This is a genomic window from Aliidongia sp., assembly GCF_035943795.1.
In the GTDB taxonomy this organism is placed as follows: domain Bacteria; phylum Pseudomonadota; class Alphaproteobacteria; order ATCC43930; family CGMCC-115725; genus Aliidongia.
This window is the reverse complement of record NZ_DASZBY010000152.1, coordinates 1-19,468: the sequence shown is the minus strand read 5'-3', so window position 1 is coordinate 19,468 and position 19,468 is coordinate 1. Positions and strand designations below refer to the sequence as shown.

At 61.7% G+C, this 19,468-nt stretch carries 20 protein-coding genes; 14 read left to right on the top strand and 6 right to left on the bottom strand.

Going from position 1 to position 19,468, the window contains the following annotated elements; genetic code table 11:
- Nucleotides 1-330 precede the first annotated feature (330 nt).
- From VGV37_RS29115 to VGV37_RS29085, 7 genes are read left to right on the top strand one after another with little or no spacing between them, the layout of a single operon-like run.
- Nucleotides 331-1,611 (top strand): ABC transporter substrate-binding protein, encoded by a 1,281-nt coding sequence (locus VGV37_RS29115; RefSeq protein WP_326883370.1) that lies wholly within the window; start codon nt 331-333, stop codon nt 1,609-1,611.
- A 9-nt stretch (nt 1,612-1,620) separates the two neighbouring features.
- Complete coding sequence (locus tag VGV37_RS29110) at nt 1,621-2,574, top strand: sugar ABC transporter permease (RefSeq protein WP_326883369.1); 954 nt, start codon at nt 1,621-1,623, stop codon at nt 2,572-2,574.
- Between the two features lies 1 nt (nt 2,575).
- Nucleotides 2,576-3,412, top strand: coding sequence for a carbohydrate ABC transporter permease (locus tag VGV37_RS29105; protein WP_326883368.1), 837 nt, complete (start codon nt 2,576-2,578; stop codon nt 3,410-3,412).
- A 12-nt stretch (nt 3,413-3,424) separates the two neighbouring features.
- A complete protein-coding gene (locus VGV37_RS29100; RefSeq protein ID WP_326883367.1) occupies nt 3,425-4,540 on the top strand; it encodes a sn-glycerol-3-phosphate ABC transporter ATP-binding protein UgpC in 1,116 nt (371 codons plus the stop codon).
- On the top strand, nt 4,537-5,541 hold the full coding sequence (locus VGV37_RS29095; protein WP_326883366.1) for a Gfo/Idh/MocA family oxidoreductase: 1,005 nt from the start codon (nt 4,537-4,539) through the stop codon (nt 5,539-5,541). The genes VGV37_RS29100 and VGV37_RS29095 overlap by 4 nt, the downstream gene beginning before the upstream one ends.
- Complete coding sequence (locus tag VGV37_RS29090; protein WP_326883365.1) at nt 5,538-6,239, top strand: GntR family transcriptional regulator; 702 nt, start codon at nt 5,538-5,540, stop codon at nt 6,237-6,239. Before VGV37_RS29095 ends, VGV37_RS29090 begins: the two co-directional genes overlap by 4 nt.
- Nucleotides 6,240-6,254: 15 nt before the next feature.
- Nucleotides 6,255-7,181 carry a dihydrodipicolinate synthase family protein gene (locus tag VGV37_RS29085; RefSeq protein WP_326883364.1) on the top strand — a complete coding sequence of 309 codons (927 nt, stop codon included), beginning with the start codon at nt 6,255-6,257 and terminating at the stop codon, nt 7,179-7,181.
- Nucleotides 7,182-7,352: 171 nt separating this feature from the next.
- On the opposite strand, the gene VGV37_RS29080 is transcribed toward VGV37_RS29085, so the two are convergent.
- Nucleotides 7,353-8,240, bottom strand: a complete 888-nt coding sequence (locus tag VGV37_RS29080) for an AraC family transcriptional regulator (RefSeq protein ID WP_326883363.1) — start codon at nt 8,238-8,240, stop codon at nt 7,353-7,355.
- A 586-nt stretch (nt 8,241-8,826) separates the two neighbouring features.
- Here VGV37_RS29080 and VGV37_RS29075 point away from each other — a divergent pair.
- The 4 genes from VGV37_RS29075 to VGV37_RS29060 all read left to right on the top strand — a co-directional run bounded on the left by VGV37_RS29075 (nt 8,827) and on the right by VGV37_RS29060 (nt 13,233).
- On the top strand, nt 8,827-11,685 hold the full coding sequence (locus VGV37_RS29075) for a TonB-dependent receptor domain-containing protein (protein ID WP_326883362.1): 2,859 nt from the start codon (nt 8,827-8,829) through the stop codon (nt 11,683-11,685).
- An 89-nt stretch (nt 11,686-11,774) separates the two neighbouring features.
- The gene (locus VGV37_RS29070; RefSeq protein WP_326883361.1) at nt 11,775-12,068 is read left to right on the top strand and encodes a helix-turn-helix domain-containing protein; all 294 of its coding nucleotides are present in this window, start codon (nt 11,775-11,777) and stop codon (nt 12,066-12,068) included.
- A gap of 113 nt (nt 12,069-12,181) precedes the next feature.
- Nucleotides 12,182-12,736, top strand: a complete 555-nt coding sequence (locus VGV37_RS29065; RefSeq protein ID WP_326883360.1) for a YHS domain-containing (seleno)protein — start codon at nt 12,182-12,184, stop codon at nt 12,734-12,736.
- 29 nt (nt 12,737-12,765) lie between these two features.
- Entirely contained in the window at nt 12,766-13,233 is a 468-nt protein-coding gene (locus VGV37_RS29060; protein ID WP_326883358.1) for a DoxX family protein, read from the top strand.
- A 26-nt stretch (nt 13,234-13,259) separates the two neighbouring features.
- Here the strand turns inward: VGV37_RS29060 and VGV37_RS29055 are convergent, their stop codons facing one another.
- From VGV37_RS29055 to VGV37_RS29040, 4 genes are all read right to left on the bottom strand, one after another.
- Nucleotides 13,260-13,430 (bottom strand): hypothetical protein, encoded by a 171-nt coding sequence (locus VGV37_RS29055; protein WP_326883356.1) that lies wholly within the window; start codon nt 13,428-13,430, stop codon nt 13,260-13,262.
- Between the two features lie 38 nt (nt 13,431-13,468).
- Nucleotides 13,469-13,996, bottom strand: a complete 528-nt coding sequence (locus VGV37_RS29050) for a sigma-70 family RNA polymerase sigma factor (RefSeq protein ID WP_326883354.1) — start codon at nt 13,994-13,996, stop codon at nt 13,469-13,471.
- Between the two features lie 671 nt (nt 13,997-14,667).
- Nucleotides 14,668-15,357, bottom strand: coding sequence for a hypothetical protein (locus tag VGV37_RS29045; RefSeq protein ID WP_326883353.1), 690 nt, complete (start codon nt 15,355-15,357; stop codon nt 14,668-14,670).
- An 83-nt stretch (nt 15,358-15,440) separates the two neighbouring features.
- Nucleotides 15,441-15,869 carry a hypothetical protein gene (locus VGV37_RS29040; RefSeq protein WP_326883351.1) on the bottom strand — a complete coding sequence of 143 codons (429 nt, stop codon included), beginning with the start codon at nt 15,867-15,869 and terminating at the stop codon, nt 15,441-15,443.
- A 712-nt stretch (nt 15,870-16,581) separates the two neighbouring features.
- On the opposite strand from VGV37_RS29040, the gene VGV37_RS29035 reads away from it, so the two are divergent.
- Nucleotides 16,582-17,616: a LysR family transcriptional regulator gene (locus tag VGV37_RS29035; protein WP_326883349.1), complete on the top strand. Its 1,035-nt coding sequence runs from the start codon at nt 16,582-16,584 to the stop codon at nt 17,614-17,616.
- Between the two features lie 146 nt (nt 17,617-17,762).
- On the opposite strand, the gene VGV37_RS29030 is transcribed toward VGV37_RS29035, so the two are convergent.
- Nucleotides 17,763-18,059: a hypothetical protein gene (locus VGV37_RS29030; protein WP_326883372.1), complete on the bottom strand. Its 297-nt coding sequence runs from the start codon at nt 18,057-18,059 to the stop codon at nt 17,763-17,765.
- Between VGV37_RS29030 and VGV37_RS29025 the strand changes: the two genes are divergently transcribed.
- Nucleotides 17,943-18,869 (top strand): VOC family protein, encoded by a 927-nt coding sequence (locus tag VGV37_RS29025; protein ID WP_326883371.1) that lies wholly within the window; start codon nt 17,943-17,945, stop codon nt 18,867-18,869. The genes VGV37_RS29030 and VGV37_RS29025 overlap by 117 nt on opposite strands.
- A gap of 60 nt (nt 18,870-18,929) precedes the next feature.
- On the top strand, nt 18,930-19,468 hold a 539-nt coding region (locus tag VGV37_RS29020; RefSeq protein ID WP_326883346.1), incomplete at its 3' end, for an FAD-dependent oxidoreductase.

The following is a 19,468-nucleotide window of genomic DNA, read 5'->3' as shown; positions in this document are numbered from 1 at the left end:
GTAGGTGTTGGTGATGCCGACGATCGGCCGCTCCAGCGCGTCGTCCGAATAGCCCATGGCCTTGATGAACGCCTTGCGCAGGAACAGCGAAAAGCCCGCATCGCCGTAGCTCGTCAATCCCTTGCGCAGCCCCTTCGCCATTCTCGTTCCTTCTCGTTCGGGCATTTCGGTTTCGGGTGTTACCCATCATAAGCCGAGTCGGCGCATTGTCAATTATGCCCGCGCTCTGTTGGCTGTTGCCGCGATATTTCAGTCGTTTTTAGATAGATTATTGACAATCCTCTGTTCGCATGTACTGATCCTCGATAATAATAAATCGGGGAGCAGATCATGGGCCTGCAAGGTTTCGGCCGATTGGCCGTGTTGATCGCGGCGGTGGCGGGCATCGCCGGACCGGCGCATGCCGCTACGCAGATCACGATGTGGAGCAATTGGCCCGACGAGCCGGCGAAGAAGGACTGGGTAGCGGCCCGTGTCCATGATTTCGAGGCCGCGCAGAACCAATGCACGGTCAAGCTCAATTTCATCCCCAAGGCCGACATCTACACCCAGGCCAAATCGGCGGTCAGGACCGGCCAGGCGCCCGACGTCTTCTACATGGAACCGGATGAGCCTGAATTCATGACCGGCGGGTTTCTCGAGCCGCTCGACAGCTACATCGACATGGCGGGCGTCGAGGATTGGGCGAAGCCGGCCTGGACCATGAAGGGCAAGCTCTACGGCCTGCCGGTCGAGGCCTATACGGTCGAGCTTTATTACAACAAAGACCTGGTGAAGAAGGTCGGTGCCGAGGTGCCGGCCTCATTCCAGATGACCCAGGCCGGTTTCGCCGACATGGTCAAGAAGGGCGTCGCCGCCGGCATCACGCCGATCGCCGAGGGCGTGGGCGACCGTCCCTTCCCTGGCGGCCTGCTGCTGTTCGAGGCCCTGTTGCGCAAGCTGGGATCGGACGATTATGCCAAGCTGCTGAACGGCCAGCTGTCGTTCAAGGACCCGCGCGTGGTCGAGGTCATGAACTGGGACAAAGGCCTGATCGAGGCCGGTGCCTACCCGAAAAGCTTTTCGACGCTGAAGCTCGGCGAATCCCATTTCTATTTCTACAGCACGCCGGGCGCGCTGACGTTCCCGGACCCGAGCTGGTTCACCGGCCGCGCCTTCGCCGCCCCCGAAAGTGGCGGCATGCCGGCGAATTTCCCGCTCGGCATCATGCAGTTCCCGGCGATGGACGGCGGCAAATGCCCCGAGTGCAAGACGCTCGCGATCGGCGGCAGCTTCGTCATCTATTCCAAGAGCAAGAACAAGGAATGCGCCGGCGCGCTACTGAAATCGATGGCGACGGTCGAGAACGGCACGAAATGGATGGAACAGGTCTCGCTGCAGACCGGCGTCAAATCCGACTCGAGCAAGATCAAGAGCACCCACGCCGCCTATTTCGCTGAACTCAACGAGCGGGACAAGGGCTCGAAATTCTTCTTCGGCACGCCCCTGCTGTACTACCGCGGCAAATGTGCCGAGACCTATGCCCAGGTCATGAACAATGCCTTTCCAGCCGGGCTGCTGAGCGTACCGGAGGCGGCGGACAAGATGGACGCCGCCTGCATGAAGAGCTGACGGGCCGGCATGACCACGGGCGTGAATGAAACGGCGGCGGCGCGCGCGGACAGCGCGCCGCCCACCCGTTCGCTGGCGGACCCGCGCCGGACGACCTGGGTCGTGCTGATGATCTTCGTGGCGCCGGCCTTGATCGTTTATGGCGCGATGACGGCCTATCCGGCGTTCCGCACGATCTATGACAGCTTCTTCACCATCGACGGTTCCGACGTCAGCTTCGTCGGATGGTCCAACTATCGCGACCTGACCGGCGACGAGACCTTCTGGATTGCGGTCCGCAACACCTTCATCTGGTCGTTCGTGGCGCCGATCCTCGACGTCGCGACCGGCCTGCTACTCGCGGTGGCGCTTTACGCGGGCGTACCGTTCGCGCGTTTCCTGCGCGTCGCCTGGTTCACGCCGGTGCTACTGTCCTATGTCGTCGTCGCGATCCTATGGATGTGGATCTATAATTACGACTGGGGCGTCGTGAACCTGGGCCTGCGCGCCGTCGGCCTGGGCTGGCTTGCGTCCTCCTGGCTGGGCTCGCCCAATCTGGCGCTGGGCGCGCTGATCGTGACCCATGCCTGGAAATGGGCCGGGTTCAACATGGTGGTGTGCCTGGCCGCCATCCATTCCCTGCCCGGCGAAGTGCTCGAAGCGGCCGAGCTCGACAATTGCGGCTGGGGCGCCAAGCTGCGCTGGATCATCGTGCCGATGCTGCGGCCGACGCTGCTCAACCTCTATATCCTGGCCTTCATCGGCAAGATGAAGATCTTCGACCTGGTCTGGATCATGACTGGCGGCGGGCCGCTGTGGGCGACCGAGACCGTCTCGACCTATGTCTACAAGCGCGCGTTCAACTGGAACAGCTTCGACCTGGGCTATCCCTCCGCGATCGCGACGGTCTGGTTCTGCGTCGTCTGCGCCGCGGTCGTTATCCTCAACCGCCTGCTGCGCTCGACCGAGCGGCTGGAGTATTGAATTGGCCGCCATCGCCATGCCGCGGGGATTCGGCCGGGGCGCGCTCGCCCTCGTCATCGGCATCTATACGATCTACACGGTGGCGCCCTTCCTGTGGCTCGCGAGCATGTCGGTCCGGACCACGACCGAGATCAGCTTCGACCATTACGCCTGGCCGCACCCGTTCCATTGGGAGCAGTTCCGCATCGCCTGGGTCGATTCGGACTTCGCCACATATTTCTGGAATTCGACCTGGGTCACCGTCGGTGCCGTCGCGGTCGTGACCCTGGTCGGTGCCGCCGCCGCCCACGCGCTGGCGCGTTATCGCTTCCCCGGCAACCGGGTGATCTACGGCATCCTGTTTTCCTCGATCATCTTTCCACCGCAGATCACGCTGATCTCGCTGTATCAGATCCTGGTCGATTACGACCTGTACAACAGCCTGTTCGGTCTGATGCTCGTCTATATCTCGCTGCAGCTGCCACTGACGATCTACCTGCTGGAAGGCTTCTTCGCCCGCATTCCCCAGGATCTGTTCGACGCCGCCAAGATGGACGGCTACGGCGATATCGAGATTTTCGTCCGCATCGTGCTGCCGATCGGCATGCCGGCGATCGCGACCACGCTGATCCTGAACTTCATCCAGCTGTGGAACGAGTTCCTGTTCGCGGTCGTGCTGATCACCGACCCGGAGAAGCGCACCCTGCCGATCGGCATCCGCGCCTTCATGGGCGACCATTTCCAGGACATCGGCATGATCGCGACCGGCGTGATGATCTCGGTCGTGCCGGTGATCCTCGTCTATGTCTTCTTCTCGGAAAAACTCATCCGCGGCATGACGGCCGGCGCGATCAAATAGCAGGAAACGCGGATGGCAGTGGTACGGCTCGATCGGCTCAGCAAACGCTATGGCACGCTCACGGTGGTGGATCAGGTCGACCTGACCGTGGCCGACGGCGAGTTCATGGTGCTGCTGGGCCCGTCCGGCTGCGGCAAATCGACGACGCTGCGCATGATCGCCGGGCTGGAGACCATCAGTTCCGGCAATCTCTCGATCGACGGAAGGGTCGTGAACGACGTCCCGGCCAAGGACCGGGACATCGCCATGGTGTTCCAGTCCTACGCGCTCTATCCGCACATGAGCGTCGCCGAGAACCTGGCCTTCGGCCTGCGCCGGCGCCGGATCGACCGGGCCGAGATCGATCGTCGGGTCGCGGATGCCGCCCGGATCCTGGGCCTGGAGGCATTGCTGGAGCGCAAGCCCGCGGCCCTGTCGGGCGGCCAGCGCCAGCGCGTGGCGCTCGGCCGGGCGATGGTCCGCGAACCGATGGTGTTCCTGTTCGACGAGCCTTTGTCGAACCTGGACGCCTCGCTGCGGGTCAATACGCGCAACGAACTGATCAAGCAGCACCGCCGGCTGGGTTCCACCATGATCTACGTGACCCACGATCAGGTCGAGGCCATGACCATGGGCACGCGCGTCTGCGTCATGAACAACGGCCGCGTCGCTCAGATCGGCGCCCCGCTGGAGGTCTATTGGCAACCGGCCGATACCTTCGTCGCCCGTTTCCTGGGCTCGCCGCCGATGAACCTGTTCACCCAACCATTGATGTCGGACGACGGTGCCTATCACATCGACAGCCCGACCATCCGGACGCCTCTCGTCCGCTGGGCCCCGGCAGCACTGGCGCCTATGGCCGGTCGGCCGGTCATCCTGGGCGTCCGCGCCGAAGACCTGCATCTGGATGCTGCCTTGTGCGGCGATCCCGTCCATGGACGCCTGCGCGGCCGGGCCTTCGCGGTCGAGCCGTTGGGTGCCGAGACCCTGCTTGCGATCGAGACCGAGGGCGGCATCGATTGCACCGCCCGCCTGCCGCGCGACATTCGGGTCGCGCCGGGCGAAATGGTCGATCTCTGCTTCGCCGCCCGCGCCGCCTATCTGTTCGACGCCGAGACCGGCCGCGCCATCCCGAGCTTCGCGCCATGAGCGCCCCGCTCCGCGTCGGGCTTGTCGGCGCCGGCTGGGTGACACAGCATCACTTGCGCGCCTGGCGTGGGCTGGCCGACCGGGCGCGGATCGTGGCGATCGCCGATCCGTCGGCCGAGAACGCCGCCCGCCGGGCGGCCGAGTTCGATATCGAAACCGTCCATGCGGGCGCGGCCGAGATGTTCGCCACCGGTGACCTCGACGCGGTCGATATCGCGGCACCCCGCGCCGTCCATGCCGAACTGGTGCGGCTCGCCGCCAACCATGGCCTGGCGGTGCTGTGTCAGAAGCCGCTGGCGCCGACCCTGACCGAAGCCGAGGCCCTGGTCGCCGACATGGCCGACCGCACCCGACTGATGGTGCATGAGAATTGGCGCTTCCGCGCCTACTACCGCGACGCCGCCTCCTGGCTCCGCCAGGGCAGGATCGGCACGGTCAAGGCCGCCGAACTGCGGCTGGTCACCTCTGGAACGCTGCTCGACGAGAACGGTCGACGCCCAGCGCTGGAGCGGCAACCCTTCATGCGGACCGAACGGCGCTTGCTTGTTGCGGAAGTGCTGATCCACCATCTGGACACGCTGCGCATGCTGCTAGGCCCGCTGCAGGTGACGGCGGCGGCACTCAGCCGGACCAGTCCCGACGTGCTGGGTGAGGATGGCGCCGTCATTCAGCTGCGCAGCCAGGCGGGCGCCGGGATCGCCGTCTTCGCCAGCTTCGCCGCCCATGGCGCGCCGCCCGCCCAGACCGACCGGCTCGATATCCTGGGTGATGCGGGTGCCATCCAGCTGGATGGCTCGACATTGAGCCTGCACGGCTCGGCACCGGCCCAGCAGCACTATGACCTGACCGAGACCTATCAAAACTCCTATGACGCGACCATCGCCCATTTCGTAGATGCGCTCGCGGCCGGGACGCCGTTCGAGACCTCGCCCATCGACAATCTCGAAACCTTGCGTTTGGTCGAGCATTGCTATCGCCTATCGGGATGGATGCAGCAATGAACGGCCGCCTCGCTCCCGAAGCCGGGGCGGCGCAAGCTCGCCGGGACGAGCAGGACGAGATCCTGAAGCGGCTCGAGGAAGACATTATCTTCGGCCGCTTGGCGCCCGGGTCGAGGCTGGTCGAGGACGCGCTGATGGCGCGATATGGCGCAACGCGACATTTCATTCGTCAGGCTTTGGTCCATCTTGAGCGGACCGGCGTCGTCCGGCGCGAGAAGAATATCGGCGCTACCGTCAGCTCATACTCGGCCGAGGAAGTGCGGCAGATCTACGAGGTGCGCGAACTGTTGACCCGCCAGGCGGCATTGATGATTTCGCTGCCGGCGTCGCCTGAACTGATCGAGCGGTTGAGCGCGATCCAGGCGCGCTATTGCCGCCACGCCGACGACGGGGATCTGCGCGGCATCCATGAGACCAACGACGCGTTTCACATCGCCTTGTTCGGGGCCTGCCGGAATCCCTATCTGGTCCGCGCGCTGCAGGATTACATGGGGCTGACCCTGCCGATGCGCGCTAAGAACCTGGCGGACCCGGCCGGACTCAAGATTTCCCGCCAGCAGCACGATATGATGATCGAGTTGCTGCGCGGTCGTGACAGCTGGGCCCTCGCCCAGCTTTGCGTCGAGCATATGCAATTCAGCAAGACCGACTATCTCGCCCGCATCACGCCGCCGAAGCGGCCCGAACAAACGAACTGAGCCAGGAGAATTCCCATGCGCCTCGACGCGACCGCCCAGGGCGTCTACCCCATTGCCGTGACGCCGTTCCATCCGGACGGCCGCGTCGATACCGCGTCGGTCGACCGTATGACCGATTTCTATGTCGGCTGCGGCGCCACGGGCCTGACCATCCTCGGCATCATGGGCGAGGCACCGAAGCTCGACATGGAAGAGGCGCTGGGCATCACCAAACAGGTGGTGAACCGCACCAAGGTGCCGGTCATCGTCGGCGTGTCGGCGCCGGGCTTTGCCGCCATGCGCTCGCTCGCGCGCAGTGCCATGGATCTGGGCGCCGCCGGCGTCATGATCGCGCCGCCGCCGTCGCTGCGGACCGACGACCAGATCACGACCTATTACGCCCAGGCGGTCGAGGCGATCGGTACCGACATTCCGTTCGTGATCCAGGATTATCCGCTGACGCTCACCGTGGTCATGACGCCCAAGGTCATCCGCCAGATCGTGCAGGACCATGCTTCCTGCGTCATGCTGAAGCATGAGGATTGGCCGGGCCTGGAAAAGATCTCGACCTTGCGAGGCTTCCAGAAGGACGGCTCGATGAAGCCGATCTCGATCCTGTGCGGCAACGGCGGGCTGTTCCTTGATTTCGAGATGGAACGCGGTGCCGACGGTGCCATGACCGGCTATGCCTTCCCGGACATGCTGGTCGATGTCGTCCGCCTGCAATTGGACGGCAAGCGCGACACGGCCCATGACCTGTTCGACGCCCATCTGCCGCTGATCCGCTACGAGCAGCAACAGGGCGTGGGCCTGGCCGTGCGCAAATATGTTTTGCAGAAGCGCGGCGCCATTGCGTCGGACACCCAACGCAAGCCTGGCCCGGTGCTCAGCGCCAAGGCCAAGACCGAGGTGGACTACCTGCTGTCACGCATCGCGCGGACGGATCAGCGGGCAAAATTATGAGCCAATAGGCTGAAAACCCAATCAGCGTGTTGAACCAAAATAGAGTGTTTCGGCGGAAACGATCGAGTGCGAGCGACTGATATCGCAGATGCGTCATTGTCGATCTGGATAGACGAGAAAGAACCTATGGCGGAAGTTGGTCTCGACTCGGGATGTCCACGAGCGAGAAAGCTAGATTAGAATTGGCGGACCTTGGTTTCCTCTTCGGACGACCTCGCGTGGCAATATTCCCAACTTTTGGCGCATCAGGCGCGCCATGTGGCTTGGATCCGTGAAGCCGGCCTCCAATGCCGCCTCGCTGATCGAGCGCCCTTGCAACAGGAGTGCAGATGCCCGCTCCACGCGGCGTTGCATGACATAGCGGTGGACAGTCGTCGCCGTTGAAAGACGGAACTGGTTTCTGAAATGCGATACGCCTAACCCCACGACGCCCGCCAACTCGACCAGCGGCAAATCGCTTTCGAGATTCGAATCGATATAGTCGAAAACTCTATGAAGCTGCCATTTGGTCAGCCCCTGCGTGACCTCAGGCACTGACACTTCGCCGAAGCGGATGACGATGCGTGTCAGAAGCGCCATTCCCAAGCTTTCGGCGTAGACGCGCCCTATAGGCTCTTCCGCGGTCATCGCATCGTTGATCGCTGCGGCAATATGCTCGATCTGCGGGTCTCGCTCCTGCATTTGAGGCGCAAGGTCGATGCCCCCGTCGTCATATCCCATGTCCGTAGCAATCGAGCGGAGGCGTGCAATCGTGAACCTGAATCGGATTGCAATCGAAGCGGGGTCGACCTCCCACGTGCTGCTCATCCCCACGGGAACGAGCGCGATATCGCCGTGACTCTGGATGCTGTTGCGATATTGGCTGCCGATGCGACAAGCGACCTGCGCTGGAATTCCGACCTGCACCAAAAGCAGATGGTCAAGCGAGGGCAGCACCTCGAACCGGTCCCGTCCGGCGGCGTAGAGTTCGGCGCTCAGCCCCGGCAAGAGCGTGATCGAAATCCTATCAACCGACCGCTGCTGTTTGGCAAAACTCGAAGTGTTGGCGGCTTTTTTCATGAAAGAACCGGTTCACCAATCGCCAATCCGTAGAGGGGGCGTTTCTCTAATAAAACCAGCGTCTGTGCCCGAAAATCGACGCCGTCAAAGTTCAATCCCAAGCAAGATCGCCGGCCGCTTACAACTCTGTGTTCTCCGGGATTTGTTCCGGTCCGTGGCGTGGCTCAACCTCGACTCCGAGACGAGACTGGCTTTCAGCCTACGGAAAATTTCGCAAACCGTAATCCGCTCAAAAGTAATTAATTTGATAACTCGCGGATTTGTCGAAACAATCCGCAAAGATCCTAAATCTACAGAGAATTATGCACAATTCTTGGTCCGCATCGACGGCCACAGTGCTGTTGCTGCTTTGCATCATATCGAAACAATGAAGCAGATACTGAAATTCGATCGTCATTTCGTCCGGAATATCGGCAAACCGTCCGCGACCGACTGCAAAAACCAGAAGCATGGTCCAGCCAGCGATGGGGAAACCTGCCGACACTTCAGGCGCAGGCTCCATCGGGGGACACATCTGGGGGTTTAAATGGCTTCATCTCATTGGGCAAAACCAGCCGCGAAGCTGGATCACCGACTTCGAGGCTCCGTGGCGTTTGCTGCCTTGGCCGCTGCGCTCATACCCGCATCAACGTCGTTCGCGCAGACCGCGCCGCAGACTGAAACCATCGAAGTAACGGGGTCGCGCCTGAAGAACTCGGATGCGAAGAGCGCCAATCCGATCACGGTCGTTTCGAGCGAGGACATCGCCAGGGAAGCAGCGACCACGGTCGAGCAGATCCTGCTGAAGCTGCCGTCGGTCGACTTCACCGGCGGCCTCACGGCCAACAGCGCCAACGGCGGTGTCGGTGCTTCGGAAGTGGGCCTGCGCAACCTGGGTCCGCAGCGCACGCTCGTGCTGCTGAACGGCCAGCGCTTCCCGTTCACCGACACGCAGGGCACGACCGATGCAGTCGATCTCGACAACATCCCGGTGTCGATGGTCGATCACATCGAAGTGCTGCGTGACGGCGCTTCGTCGATCTACGGCGCGGACGCGATCGGCGGCGTCATCAACATCATCACCAAGCAACATTTCAACGGGGTTGAAATCGGCGGCTCGGTCGGTGAGACCAGCTATGGCGATGGCCTGCGCCACTCGGTCTATTCGACCGTTGGCGCCGACTTCGACCGCGGCAACATCTTGCTCAACGTCGGCACCGACCACACGGATCCGCTGCTGGGCTCCGACCGCAAGTGGGCGACCGACCTGCATGTGGACGCCGATATCAGACACGAGGCGAACGTTTCGAGCCGCGTCACCGGCGCCATCGGCAGCATCGGCGGTACCAACTATTACTTCGGCAACAACGGCATCAACAATCCCGTGCTGTCGTCGGCAGCAGGATCGCTCTGCACGGTCCAGGTCGGACCGGGCGTGTGCTCCGGCGGCGGCCTCAGCCCGGGCGACCTGTTCATCGACGGGAAGGGGGTGCGCTTCAATACCTTGCCGAACGCCGGCCTGACCGCCGGCCTCGACCGGCAGCAGATCAACTTCACCACGCATTACGACCTGGCGCCCAACGTCACGGCCGTGATCGAAGGCTTCTACACCGACCGGCAGTCGTCCGAGCAGTTGAACCCGGAACCGCTCGGCTCCAACGTCACCACGCCGCAGTTCCCGAATGGCCTGTTCGCTGCGGCGAACTACGTCAACGCCGCCGGCCAGACCGTGGCAAACCCGTTCAACCCGACGAACGCGCCGAATGCAGCGGCGCTCTACGGGGCGGCCAACGTCAACACCGATGTGCCGATCCTGACCCGTCGGTTCGAGAACGGCCCGCGTCTCTATAGCGACGACGTCAACACCTATCGTATCCGCGCCGCTCTGCAGGGCACCGTGCTCGGGAAATACGATTGGGAGATCGGCTATATGTACGGCAAGTCGTCGGCGACCTATAACGTCGCCAACGAAGCCAACTTCTTCAAGCTGTCCCAAGAACTTGGCATCAACCCCTGCGGCACGTCGCCGGGCTGCTCGATCGCCAATTTCTTCGGCTACAACACGCTGACCCCGGCCCAGGCCAAGTATTTCGCGTTCACCAATACCGACACGAGCGAATACACCGAGCAGACCGCCTATGGCCATATCGGCGGCACGGTCTACAATCTGCCGGCCGGTCCCCTGGGTGCCGTCGTCGGCTTCGAATATCGGCCGGAAACCCTGTTCGATCACCCGGACGCGATCACCGCCCAGGGCGATGGCGCGACCTTCGCGACCCCGACCTCGGGCAGCTACGCCACCTCGTCGGGCTATGTCGAGTTGAACGCACCGCTGCTGTCGAACCTGCCGTTCGTCAAGATGCTGACGGCCGACACTACCGCACGGTACGACTACAATACGATCTTCGGCAAATCGATCACCTACAAGTTCGGCCTCGACTACGCCATCAACGACGACTGGCGTCTGCGTGGCAGCCGTTCGACCGGCTTCCGCGCGCCGCAGCTCCGCGAACTCTTCAGCGGCGCGTCGCAGACGGAAGTCGGCGGCAGCGATCCCTGCGCGACCGGGGGTGCCTTCCAGGGCGCCGCCGCCTGCTTGGCCTCCCTGCCGGCCGGCGTTACGACGGCCGGTCTGACCCAGGTCAATCAAATCACAGCCTCGACCGGTGGCAATCCGCAGCTGCATCCGGAAACCTCGCAGGAATGGACCTTCGGTGGTGTGGCGACGCCGCACTGGATCCCGGGCCTGTCGGTTTCGGCCGACTACTACACCGTTCTGATCCGCAGCGAGATCGGCAGCTTCGATCCGAACCAGCTGCTGGCCTCCTGCTTCGGCGGCGTGCCCTACCTCGTCTCCCAGCAGGTCGCCTGCCAGCTGGTCGGTCCGCGCACCTCGTCTGGCGCGCTCGGCCCGGTGAAGGCGATCAACGCCAACGTCGGGCAGGAAAACACCGATGGCATCGATATCGATCTGACCTATGGCATCGACACGGCCAAGCTCGGCCTGCCGGCCTGGGGCCATCTCGACTTCAACGGCCAGGTCAACTACCTGCTGAGCGATAACGTCAGCGCCGGCGGCGTGACGGTGCAGCAGGCCGGTGCCTACAGCCTGCAGCCGAACGGGGACGGTGCGGAGCCGCGCTTCAAGGCTCTGCTCGGTACGACGTTCAAGCGAGATACCTGGTCGGTCAACTGGACGACCCGCTACTACGGCGGCGTCAAGAACAGCGTCAGCGGCACGGGTACCGGCGACTTCGAGGGCAATGAGGCTGCTGGCGTCTTCTATCACGACATCAGCGGCACCTATCAGTACAAGAACGTCAACCTGACGGTCGGTGTCGACAACCTGTTCGACAAGGATCCGCCGTTCCTGGTCCCCACGGGTCAGGGCAACAACGCGGCGGCTTCAGCCGGTTACGACTTCACTGGCCGGTTCATCTACATGAAGGCCTCGGTCAAGTTCTAGGCACTCGCCAGACGGCGCGCGGAGAAATCCGCGCGCCGTTTCGGACAGGCACGTTCGTTTCCTCAATCCATCGAGAGGGCGAGAGTGACATGGATCATTTGAACGGCATGATGATTGCCCGCGCCCCGGCATTTGGTCGAGAGGCCTATCAAGTCCTTTGGTATCTCACCGACCACTTGGATTTCAGCGACTTCGCGGTCATCAACACCGGTGAGATTTCTTCGAATCTCGGATTGAAATCCCAGGCTGTCAGCCGCGCTCTGCGTGTGTTGACCGATGGGGGCGTCATCGAACGCGGCCCCAAGGTCGGGCAACGCAGTTCCTACCGCTTTTCCCGCTCGGCTGCCGGCTACGCAGCGCCGCGGCTGCGCGCGACCGCCTAGCCGATTCCCCCGACATCATACCCTCAGGTATCGATACAATAATTAGCGGGTATTTCCAGGCCGGACGGCCCCGGGCGAAGCTGCGCCCCATGCTTCCTTCAAGGATCCCTCCGATGCCCGACCAGACACTCTCGTTCTCCGCTCCCAAAGCCAGCCGAAGCCGGCTTGGCCCGGGGGTTATTGCCGCCGCTCTCGGCCTGATGTTCGTCTCCGGCACGGCGCTCGCCTCCGACCGGATCGAGCTGCCGAAGTCAGAAGTGCCGAAAGCGTCGCATGAGGGTGTGGTCAACACGGTCGAGGGCATCGCGATCAAGGGCTATGACCCGGTCGCCTATTTCACTGACGGCAAGCCCGTGCTGGGTGTGCCGGAAATTACAGCCCAGTTCGACGGTGCCAGCTGGCGCTTCGCGACGGAAGCCCATCGCCGCGCATTCGTCGCCCATCCGGCGAAATATGAGCCGGACTTCGGCGGCTTCTGCGCCTATGCCGTCGCCCACGGCCAAAAGGCCGACATCGACCCGGCGGCCTTCACGATCGTCAATGGCAAGCTCTATCTCAACTACACCCTGCAGGCGCGCGTCCTCTGGCGCAAAGACCTGCCGACCGAACTGGTCGATGGGGACAAGAACTGGCCGACCGTGAAACTTCAGACCACCGTCGTACGCTAAGGTATCGGTCTGGAACCGGAGGAAGCCCGATGCGTTTTATGGATCCCTACGCGCCATTCATCGCGCGCCTGTTCCTGGTCGCGCTGTTTCCTTTCAGCGCTCTCGACAAGATCGTGCATTGGAATGCGGCGTTGGAGCAGGCAAATTCGTCGTTTTTGCCGGGCGGGCCGATCCTGCTGGCGTTCGGCGCGGCGATCGAAATCATCACGCCGATCTGCATTCTGTTGCGGATCTTCGATCGCGGGGCCGCCTTCGTGCTCGCGGGCTTCTGCATCGTCACGGCCGTGCTCTATCACAATTTCTGGGCCTATCCCGGCGGCTTCTTCGTGGCTGGCGACGGCGGACCGGCGCTGTCGCACCTGTGGGATTTCCTGAAGAACTTTGGGCTTGCCGGCGGCCTCTTCTATGTCGTGGCCGACGCCAAGCCACGGCCGCTCAGCGAATTCCTCGACCATCCGTTCCGCGTGCCAACATCAGGCAAGGACACGGCAGCGTAGATACGTCGCTCCTCAGACGGCATGGGTCAGTTCGAGCGATCGAACAGGGAAAAGAAGATCTGCAGCGAGGTCGCCAGCGAGGCTTCTACCACCGGCTGTTTGCCGCCGACGCTTGGCCGCCGCTTCAGGCGCACGATCTCCCCGCCGTCTACCCCACGATGGTCCTCAAGCGCGATCCGCATCAACTCGGGTTTCAACGCGCGCTCCTCCGGCCCATGGCGATGTCACAACCAGCTCAGGCAGTCTTCTTCAGGGACGACACCGACAGCTCGACGCCATAGAGTTGCCGCTCCAATTCCGATCGGGCGCGCGATACGCGGCTTTTCATCGTGCCGATTGGACAGCCGGCGATTTCCGCGGCCTCTTCGTAGGAGCTGCCGCCGGCACCGACCAGGATCAGAGCTTCCCGATAGCTGGGCGGTAGCCGCCGGAACGCGGCCAGGAACTCCCGGATCTCTATCGCTACTTCCTGCCCACCATCGACCGACCTCATCGCATCGAGATGATCAACCCCGACTTCCGTCCTCCCTTTGCGGCTTTTCATGAGCGTGAGAAAGCGATTCCTGAGGATGATGAAAAGCCAGCTCTTGAGATTCGTTCCAGGCCTGAATTGATGTCGGCTCGCCAGCGCTCGCAAGGCCGTATCCTGAACCAGATCTTCCGCCATCGTCGGGTTCCGCGCGATCATGTGGGCAAAGGCCCGCAGGTGCGGAAGATGACGAACCAGACCAATTTTGAATTCGTCGTCGATGATGAGCCTCATACCCCGGTCGTGTGCCGGATGGAAAAGCTGGCGCCGGAACTGCCGGAGCCTCGCCGCGGGAACCCGGAAAATTCGTTACATTTTAAGCGAGTGACTTGATGGGCCGCCTCCAGGTCAAAAGCTTCGGCGGCCTTGCTGACGGGGCGGCCGAGCGCGAAGACCGGCCGACATAAGGACGTTTGGCCACGTGACGGCTCGCCTTCGAAACTCAGTGGAATTTGCGCGCCGAGCGGCGAAGCAGGAAATACCGGTTGCTTATCGTATTGATACCCGCCGTTTTAGAAGCACGACTCTGGGTCGTATTTTGCCTTGTCGTCGCCAATGCGCAGGGCATCGATACAATAAACAACTGGTATTTCCTGCTTGTCGGATTGGGGGAGTAAGCTGGGCTTGACCAGGGTTTAGGCTGTTCGTTTCGATCCAGGTCGCCGCTACGACCGATACTTGGGTGTACTCGAGCAAATACACTCCCCTTCCTCATCTAGCCGTAAGACGTCGGTCCCCGCTTCGCCGGTCGAAAGGTGGGACGGCCAAGACCAGACTGATGCTGAAGCTACCCCTCAGTTTTATGGGAACACGGCTCCCGATTGCTCGGAAGAGCAGCCGAAGGCATGGCCCTGATATTCATCACTCAAGTAATGGTTTGTAGTTCACAAATATGTTCCGACTTATCAAGGTAGTGTGCGGTGTTCGTCTCGAAACCCCGCGCCCCTACTCCTGTTTTTCCGCGGCCCGCCAAGCAGGAGAGGATTGGATTTTCGAACAACGAGCCGCCCGTAAGACCGGCGCGACCGAGCTCGAGATCGAATACGACATCGAGCCCGCATCGAAATTTGCTCCCATGCCGCCCTGCGGAACCGAATAGACCCTCGCTCCGGAGCCGGCGTCGGGTTCGCCCGTTTCCGACATCGGTCCGATGATAAGGCGCGTGCCGCGCCCCGAGATGAGGCAGGCCAAAGCCATTCCGTCAGCACCGCGATGAGACTGCGAAAGCCGATCAGAAACCGGGCATGGACGAGCCCCCACAATAGCCAGGCGAAGCGGCCGATGGTCGCGAGATTGCCCAGATTGCGATAGTGGAACCGCGGCATCGCGCGCGCGGCCAGACGGGCGCGGATCGATGACGCCACGTGGACATCCTGCTGTTTCGCCGCCGGCTCCAAACCCGGCAGCGCCTTTCCCTGACCATCGAGCGCGCATGCCGTATCGCCGAGCACGAAATTTCGGGATAGTCCTTCGGCCTCAGGGGCCGGCCCGACCAGAACGCGGCCGACGCGATCCTTTTCCACGTCCCCGAAATAGGCGTGCCGCGCGCCTGTCGCGACGAACAGCGTGTCGTAGCCTACCTGCCGATCGCCCAAGAACACCGCCCGTTGTTCTTTGTCGATCGCCGCGACGCGACCAATCAGAACCGAGACGTCGCCCGGATCCCGTGCCCGTTGACTTACGAGGATCGGGGTTTGAGCAACCCAAAGCGCAGGGCCAAACCAAACAGCTGATCGCGGCGAAGGACGACGATGATCGCGCCGCAAATCCAGACGCTGCAGGCCTGCTTGAACAGAACCCCGCCATCGTTATAGGGATCGATCCCGAGCGGCGAGGCCAGATGGAAAACGATGGCGCCGGTCATCAGAGTGACGGCACCGAGACCGCCGAGACCCTGCAGGCCCGGGAGCAGCAGAATGAGCGAACAGAGAAGCTCGCACGACCCTGTCCCAATCCGCATCGCCTTCTCATGGCCGTGAAGCCCCAGCCAATCCGTAATCGTGGTGAACAGCTCGACGCTGCCGGGATGGCCAAGGAATTTATATTGGAGATACCAGATGAACACATAGACGATCCACGCCGTCGCGATCCAGGCGATCGCCGACAATGCGAAATTTCCCTTGGAATCAGTCATGGAATTCACGCTCCCGCATGCAATCAAGCTTGATGATTTTGTAAAGGTCTTACCGTCCGTTGTGGCTGGAAGCGCGACCAGCAGGCTTTGACAGGCGCATAGACAAATCCTATGGACAGCCCGGCCAACCGACGATCCGCCTCGCCATCTCGTCAAGCTGAACGCCGCTGATCAGCTCCCCGACCAATTTGACGGCCGCATTTCCGGCTATCCGGGCTAGAAAATACTCGCCCCAATTTCGTCGCGCGAAATGAGATGATGAAATAATTGACGCCACGCGCCCAATAACAAAGTCGCATTGATTTGATGATCGCAAATTATGGCTAAAGACCTTCGGCACCTACGCTCGAAAATCACCAAAGAAGCACCGTTGAAGCGGATCGATCGGGATTTACAATTGCGCCGCTGATGGGTTGTAACAACCGACGGCGTGACGCTTCCGACGGTCGCAGAAGGCGACCCACAGGCACCGCCCGCAGCCGACGCCCGCGGCACTTCAGACAAATTAAGCGAATTTCATATCAGCACCAAAGACACGGCAGGGCTTTTCGCCCTTCCATCGGAGAGTGGACGCACCTTCTTCGAAATCGGCTTTTCCGGGATCGGTCCTAAGTCAGGGAACACCGAGGCGCCAGTCGACGATTGGTACCGACTAAAACTCGGAATAAAGTGAAGAGGAAATGGCATGGAATTTCATCAGGTGCGCTATTTCCTAGCCGTCTCTCGTACTCTCAATTTTACGCGTGCGGCCGAGCAATGCAATGTCAGTCAACCCGCTCTGACCAAAGCCGTGCAGAAGCTCGAACATGAGTTGGGGGGCGCGCTGATCTATCGAGAACGCCAACTCACCCAATTGACGGATCTCGGCAAGATCGTCTTGCCGATGCTGGAAAATGTCTTTTCATCGATCGAGGCGGTTTGCCAACAGGTGAGTGATTACAAGCGTCGCAAAATTGCGCCACTGCAAATCGGGTTGGCGCCCTCGATCTCCGCGACCTTGATCGTCGAACCCCTCATGGAAATCGCTCGGATGATTCCGGGACTGCAGGTCGAAATGATCGAGGCCCCGACGGACGAGCTTGTGGAGCTACTGCTTGATGGGCAGGTAAGCGCTGCCCTCGTTGATGACCCGGAGGACCTTCCCGAACGGATTGATCATTGGCGATTGTTCGAGGAGCGTTACGTCGTCATCGCATCACCGTCCCATCCATTGGCCGCCCACAAATCGATCCCGATCGAGGCGCTCGCCGATGTCATTTGGCTTGAGCGCGTAGGCTGCGAGGTGGCCGGCCGATTGAGGCGCATCGACACGGCGCGCGATCTTGAGCCGAAGATCGGACATCGAGGTCACCAGGAAAGCCACCTTCAACATATGGCTGCGGCCGGGCTCGGCGTAATCCTTTCGCCCGATCACGTACCGCATCTGCAATCTCTATCGGCTATCCCACTCGAAGGCGACTGCCTGCGCCAGCAGGTCGAATTGCTTGTCGTCTCCGGCAGGTCGTATTCGCCGGCCCTGCAGGCCTTCGTTAAATTCGCCCGCCTGCGCGATTGGAGACCCCATCTCAATCGTACCGCCTGGATTTCCGGATTTGCGAATGAGCAAGAAGACGCCAGGGGAATACCCGCCGATATCGCCCACGCCGGGAGTCATCCGAACGCCGGCGTCGTTGTCCAAGGACATTTCCGACGGGCCGGAGAACTGAAGCCCGTACAGTAACCGTCAAGTTTCGGAGCATTCCTGCGCAAGGCGAAACGCCCGTCGTATAACAATGCGCTATCGAAATGATGCCAGAACGGTAGTGGGCAGGGGCGCTGATTTCGGCAAGGCTCTAAGCCTTAATACACCGCAGAATATTGGCCGATTTATCGTCCGGTCGGACGGCTTGCCCGTTCCCATGAACATTCCTCATCCGATCCAGCGCTAGTTCCGACGGCAAGATAGGGAATCTTATGCTCCGCCGCTGTTTTCCGACTTTGCGATGGACGATTGCGCTCTTCGCATTGGCTTGTTCTGGTCAGGGCGCCGATGCCGCGGTTGTCCGGCTGGAGCAGATCATCGTCCCGGTCTCGGACGTCGCCCGTACCGAGCAATTCTTTCATCTCGGCCTCGGCTTCACCTCGGTCGACCACGGCGCATTTTCCGGCAACGGCTTTGCTCATCTGTTCGGTATCCGGGCCGCGCGGGCGAAATTCGTTACGATGCGGCTCGGGTCGGACGAGGTCGTTTTCGTCCAATATACCCGACCAGGCAAACCCTACCCCGCCGGCAGCCAGAGCCCCGATCTCTGGTTCCAGCACTTCGCCGTGATCGTGTCGGACATGGACAAGGCCTATGCCGCCCTTCGCCAGGTCCCGTTCGCGCCGATCTCTGAGGGAGGGCCGATTCTGCTTCCCCCGCAAAACGGATCCGTCAGAGCGTTCAAATTTCGGGACCCCGACGGCCATCCCTTGGAGCTCTTGTCCTTTCCGAAAGGCCAGGGGCGGGCGGTTTGGCATCAATCAGACGACAAGCGGGTATTTCTCGGCATCGACCATTCCGCGATCGGGATATCCGACACCGACCGGAGCACGGCCTTCTATCGCGATCTCCTGGGCATGACCGTGGCGTATCAGACGGTCAATCGGGGATCCGCCCAGGAACGCCTCGACGGCACGTTCAATGCCGTCGTCGGGATTACGGGGCTGCGGCCGACGAGTCCGAATGGGCCAGGCATCGAATTCCTCGATTATTTCACGCCGCCAACCGGCCGACCGGCCGCCCGGGATGCGCGATCGAACGATCTGGTGCAGTTGGAATTGCGTCTCGCGGTCGATGATTTGAGCGCGACCGTCGTCCGCCTCCACACTGCCCATGTTGCCTTCGTCTCTCCGGACATCGTCGAGCTCGATGACGGCCGCCGCGCGGCGATGGTCCGCGATCCCGATGGGCATGTCGTGTGGCTGGACCAGGAAGCCGCCCAACCGTCCTGACCCTTGCCGCCGCGACCGCAACCCGATCGAAGCCTTCGATCCGAACCATGGGAGAGCAGCATGGATTACGACGTGATCATCATTGGATCCGGAGCTGGTGGCTCGGCCGCCGCCTATGGCTTGGCGCAGGCGGGGATTCGGACCCTGCTGATCGAGCGCGGCCCGGTGCTGCCAATGGACGACACTACGCTCGATGTATCGAAGGTCGTCCTGCAAGGCTGCTTCAAGCATTCCGAAATCTGGCTCGATCGCGGCGGCAGGCAATTTTTCCCGAGCGAGTATGCGAACCTAGGCGGCAAAACGAAATGGTATGGGGCGGCACTGCTTCGCCAATCCGCCCATGAATTCGAAGCGGACGACGCTCACCAATGTCCAGCTTGGCCGTTTCCCTATGAGGAATTCGTGCCCTATTACGACGAAGCCGAGCGGTTGATGCAGCTGAAGCAATTCGACACGGAGCCGGACCTCGTCAAGATCGTGCAAGGGCTACAGCGCCACGATCCACGCTGGCGCAAGGAGCAATTGCCGGTCGGTCTGTCGGAGCGGATCTTGGAATTTCCGAACGACGCGCACCATTTCGACGGCTTCGCTAATCCACG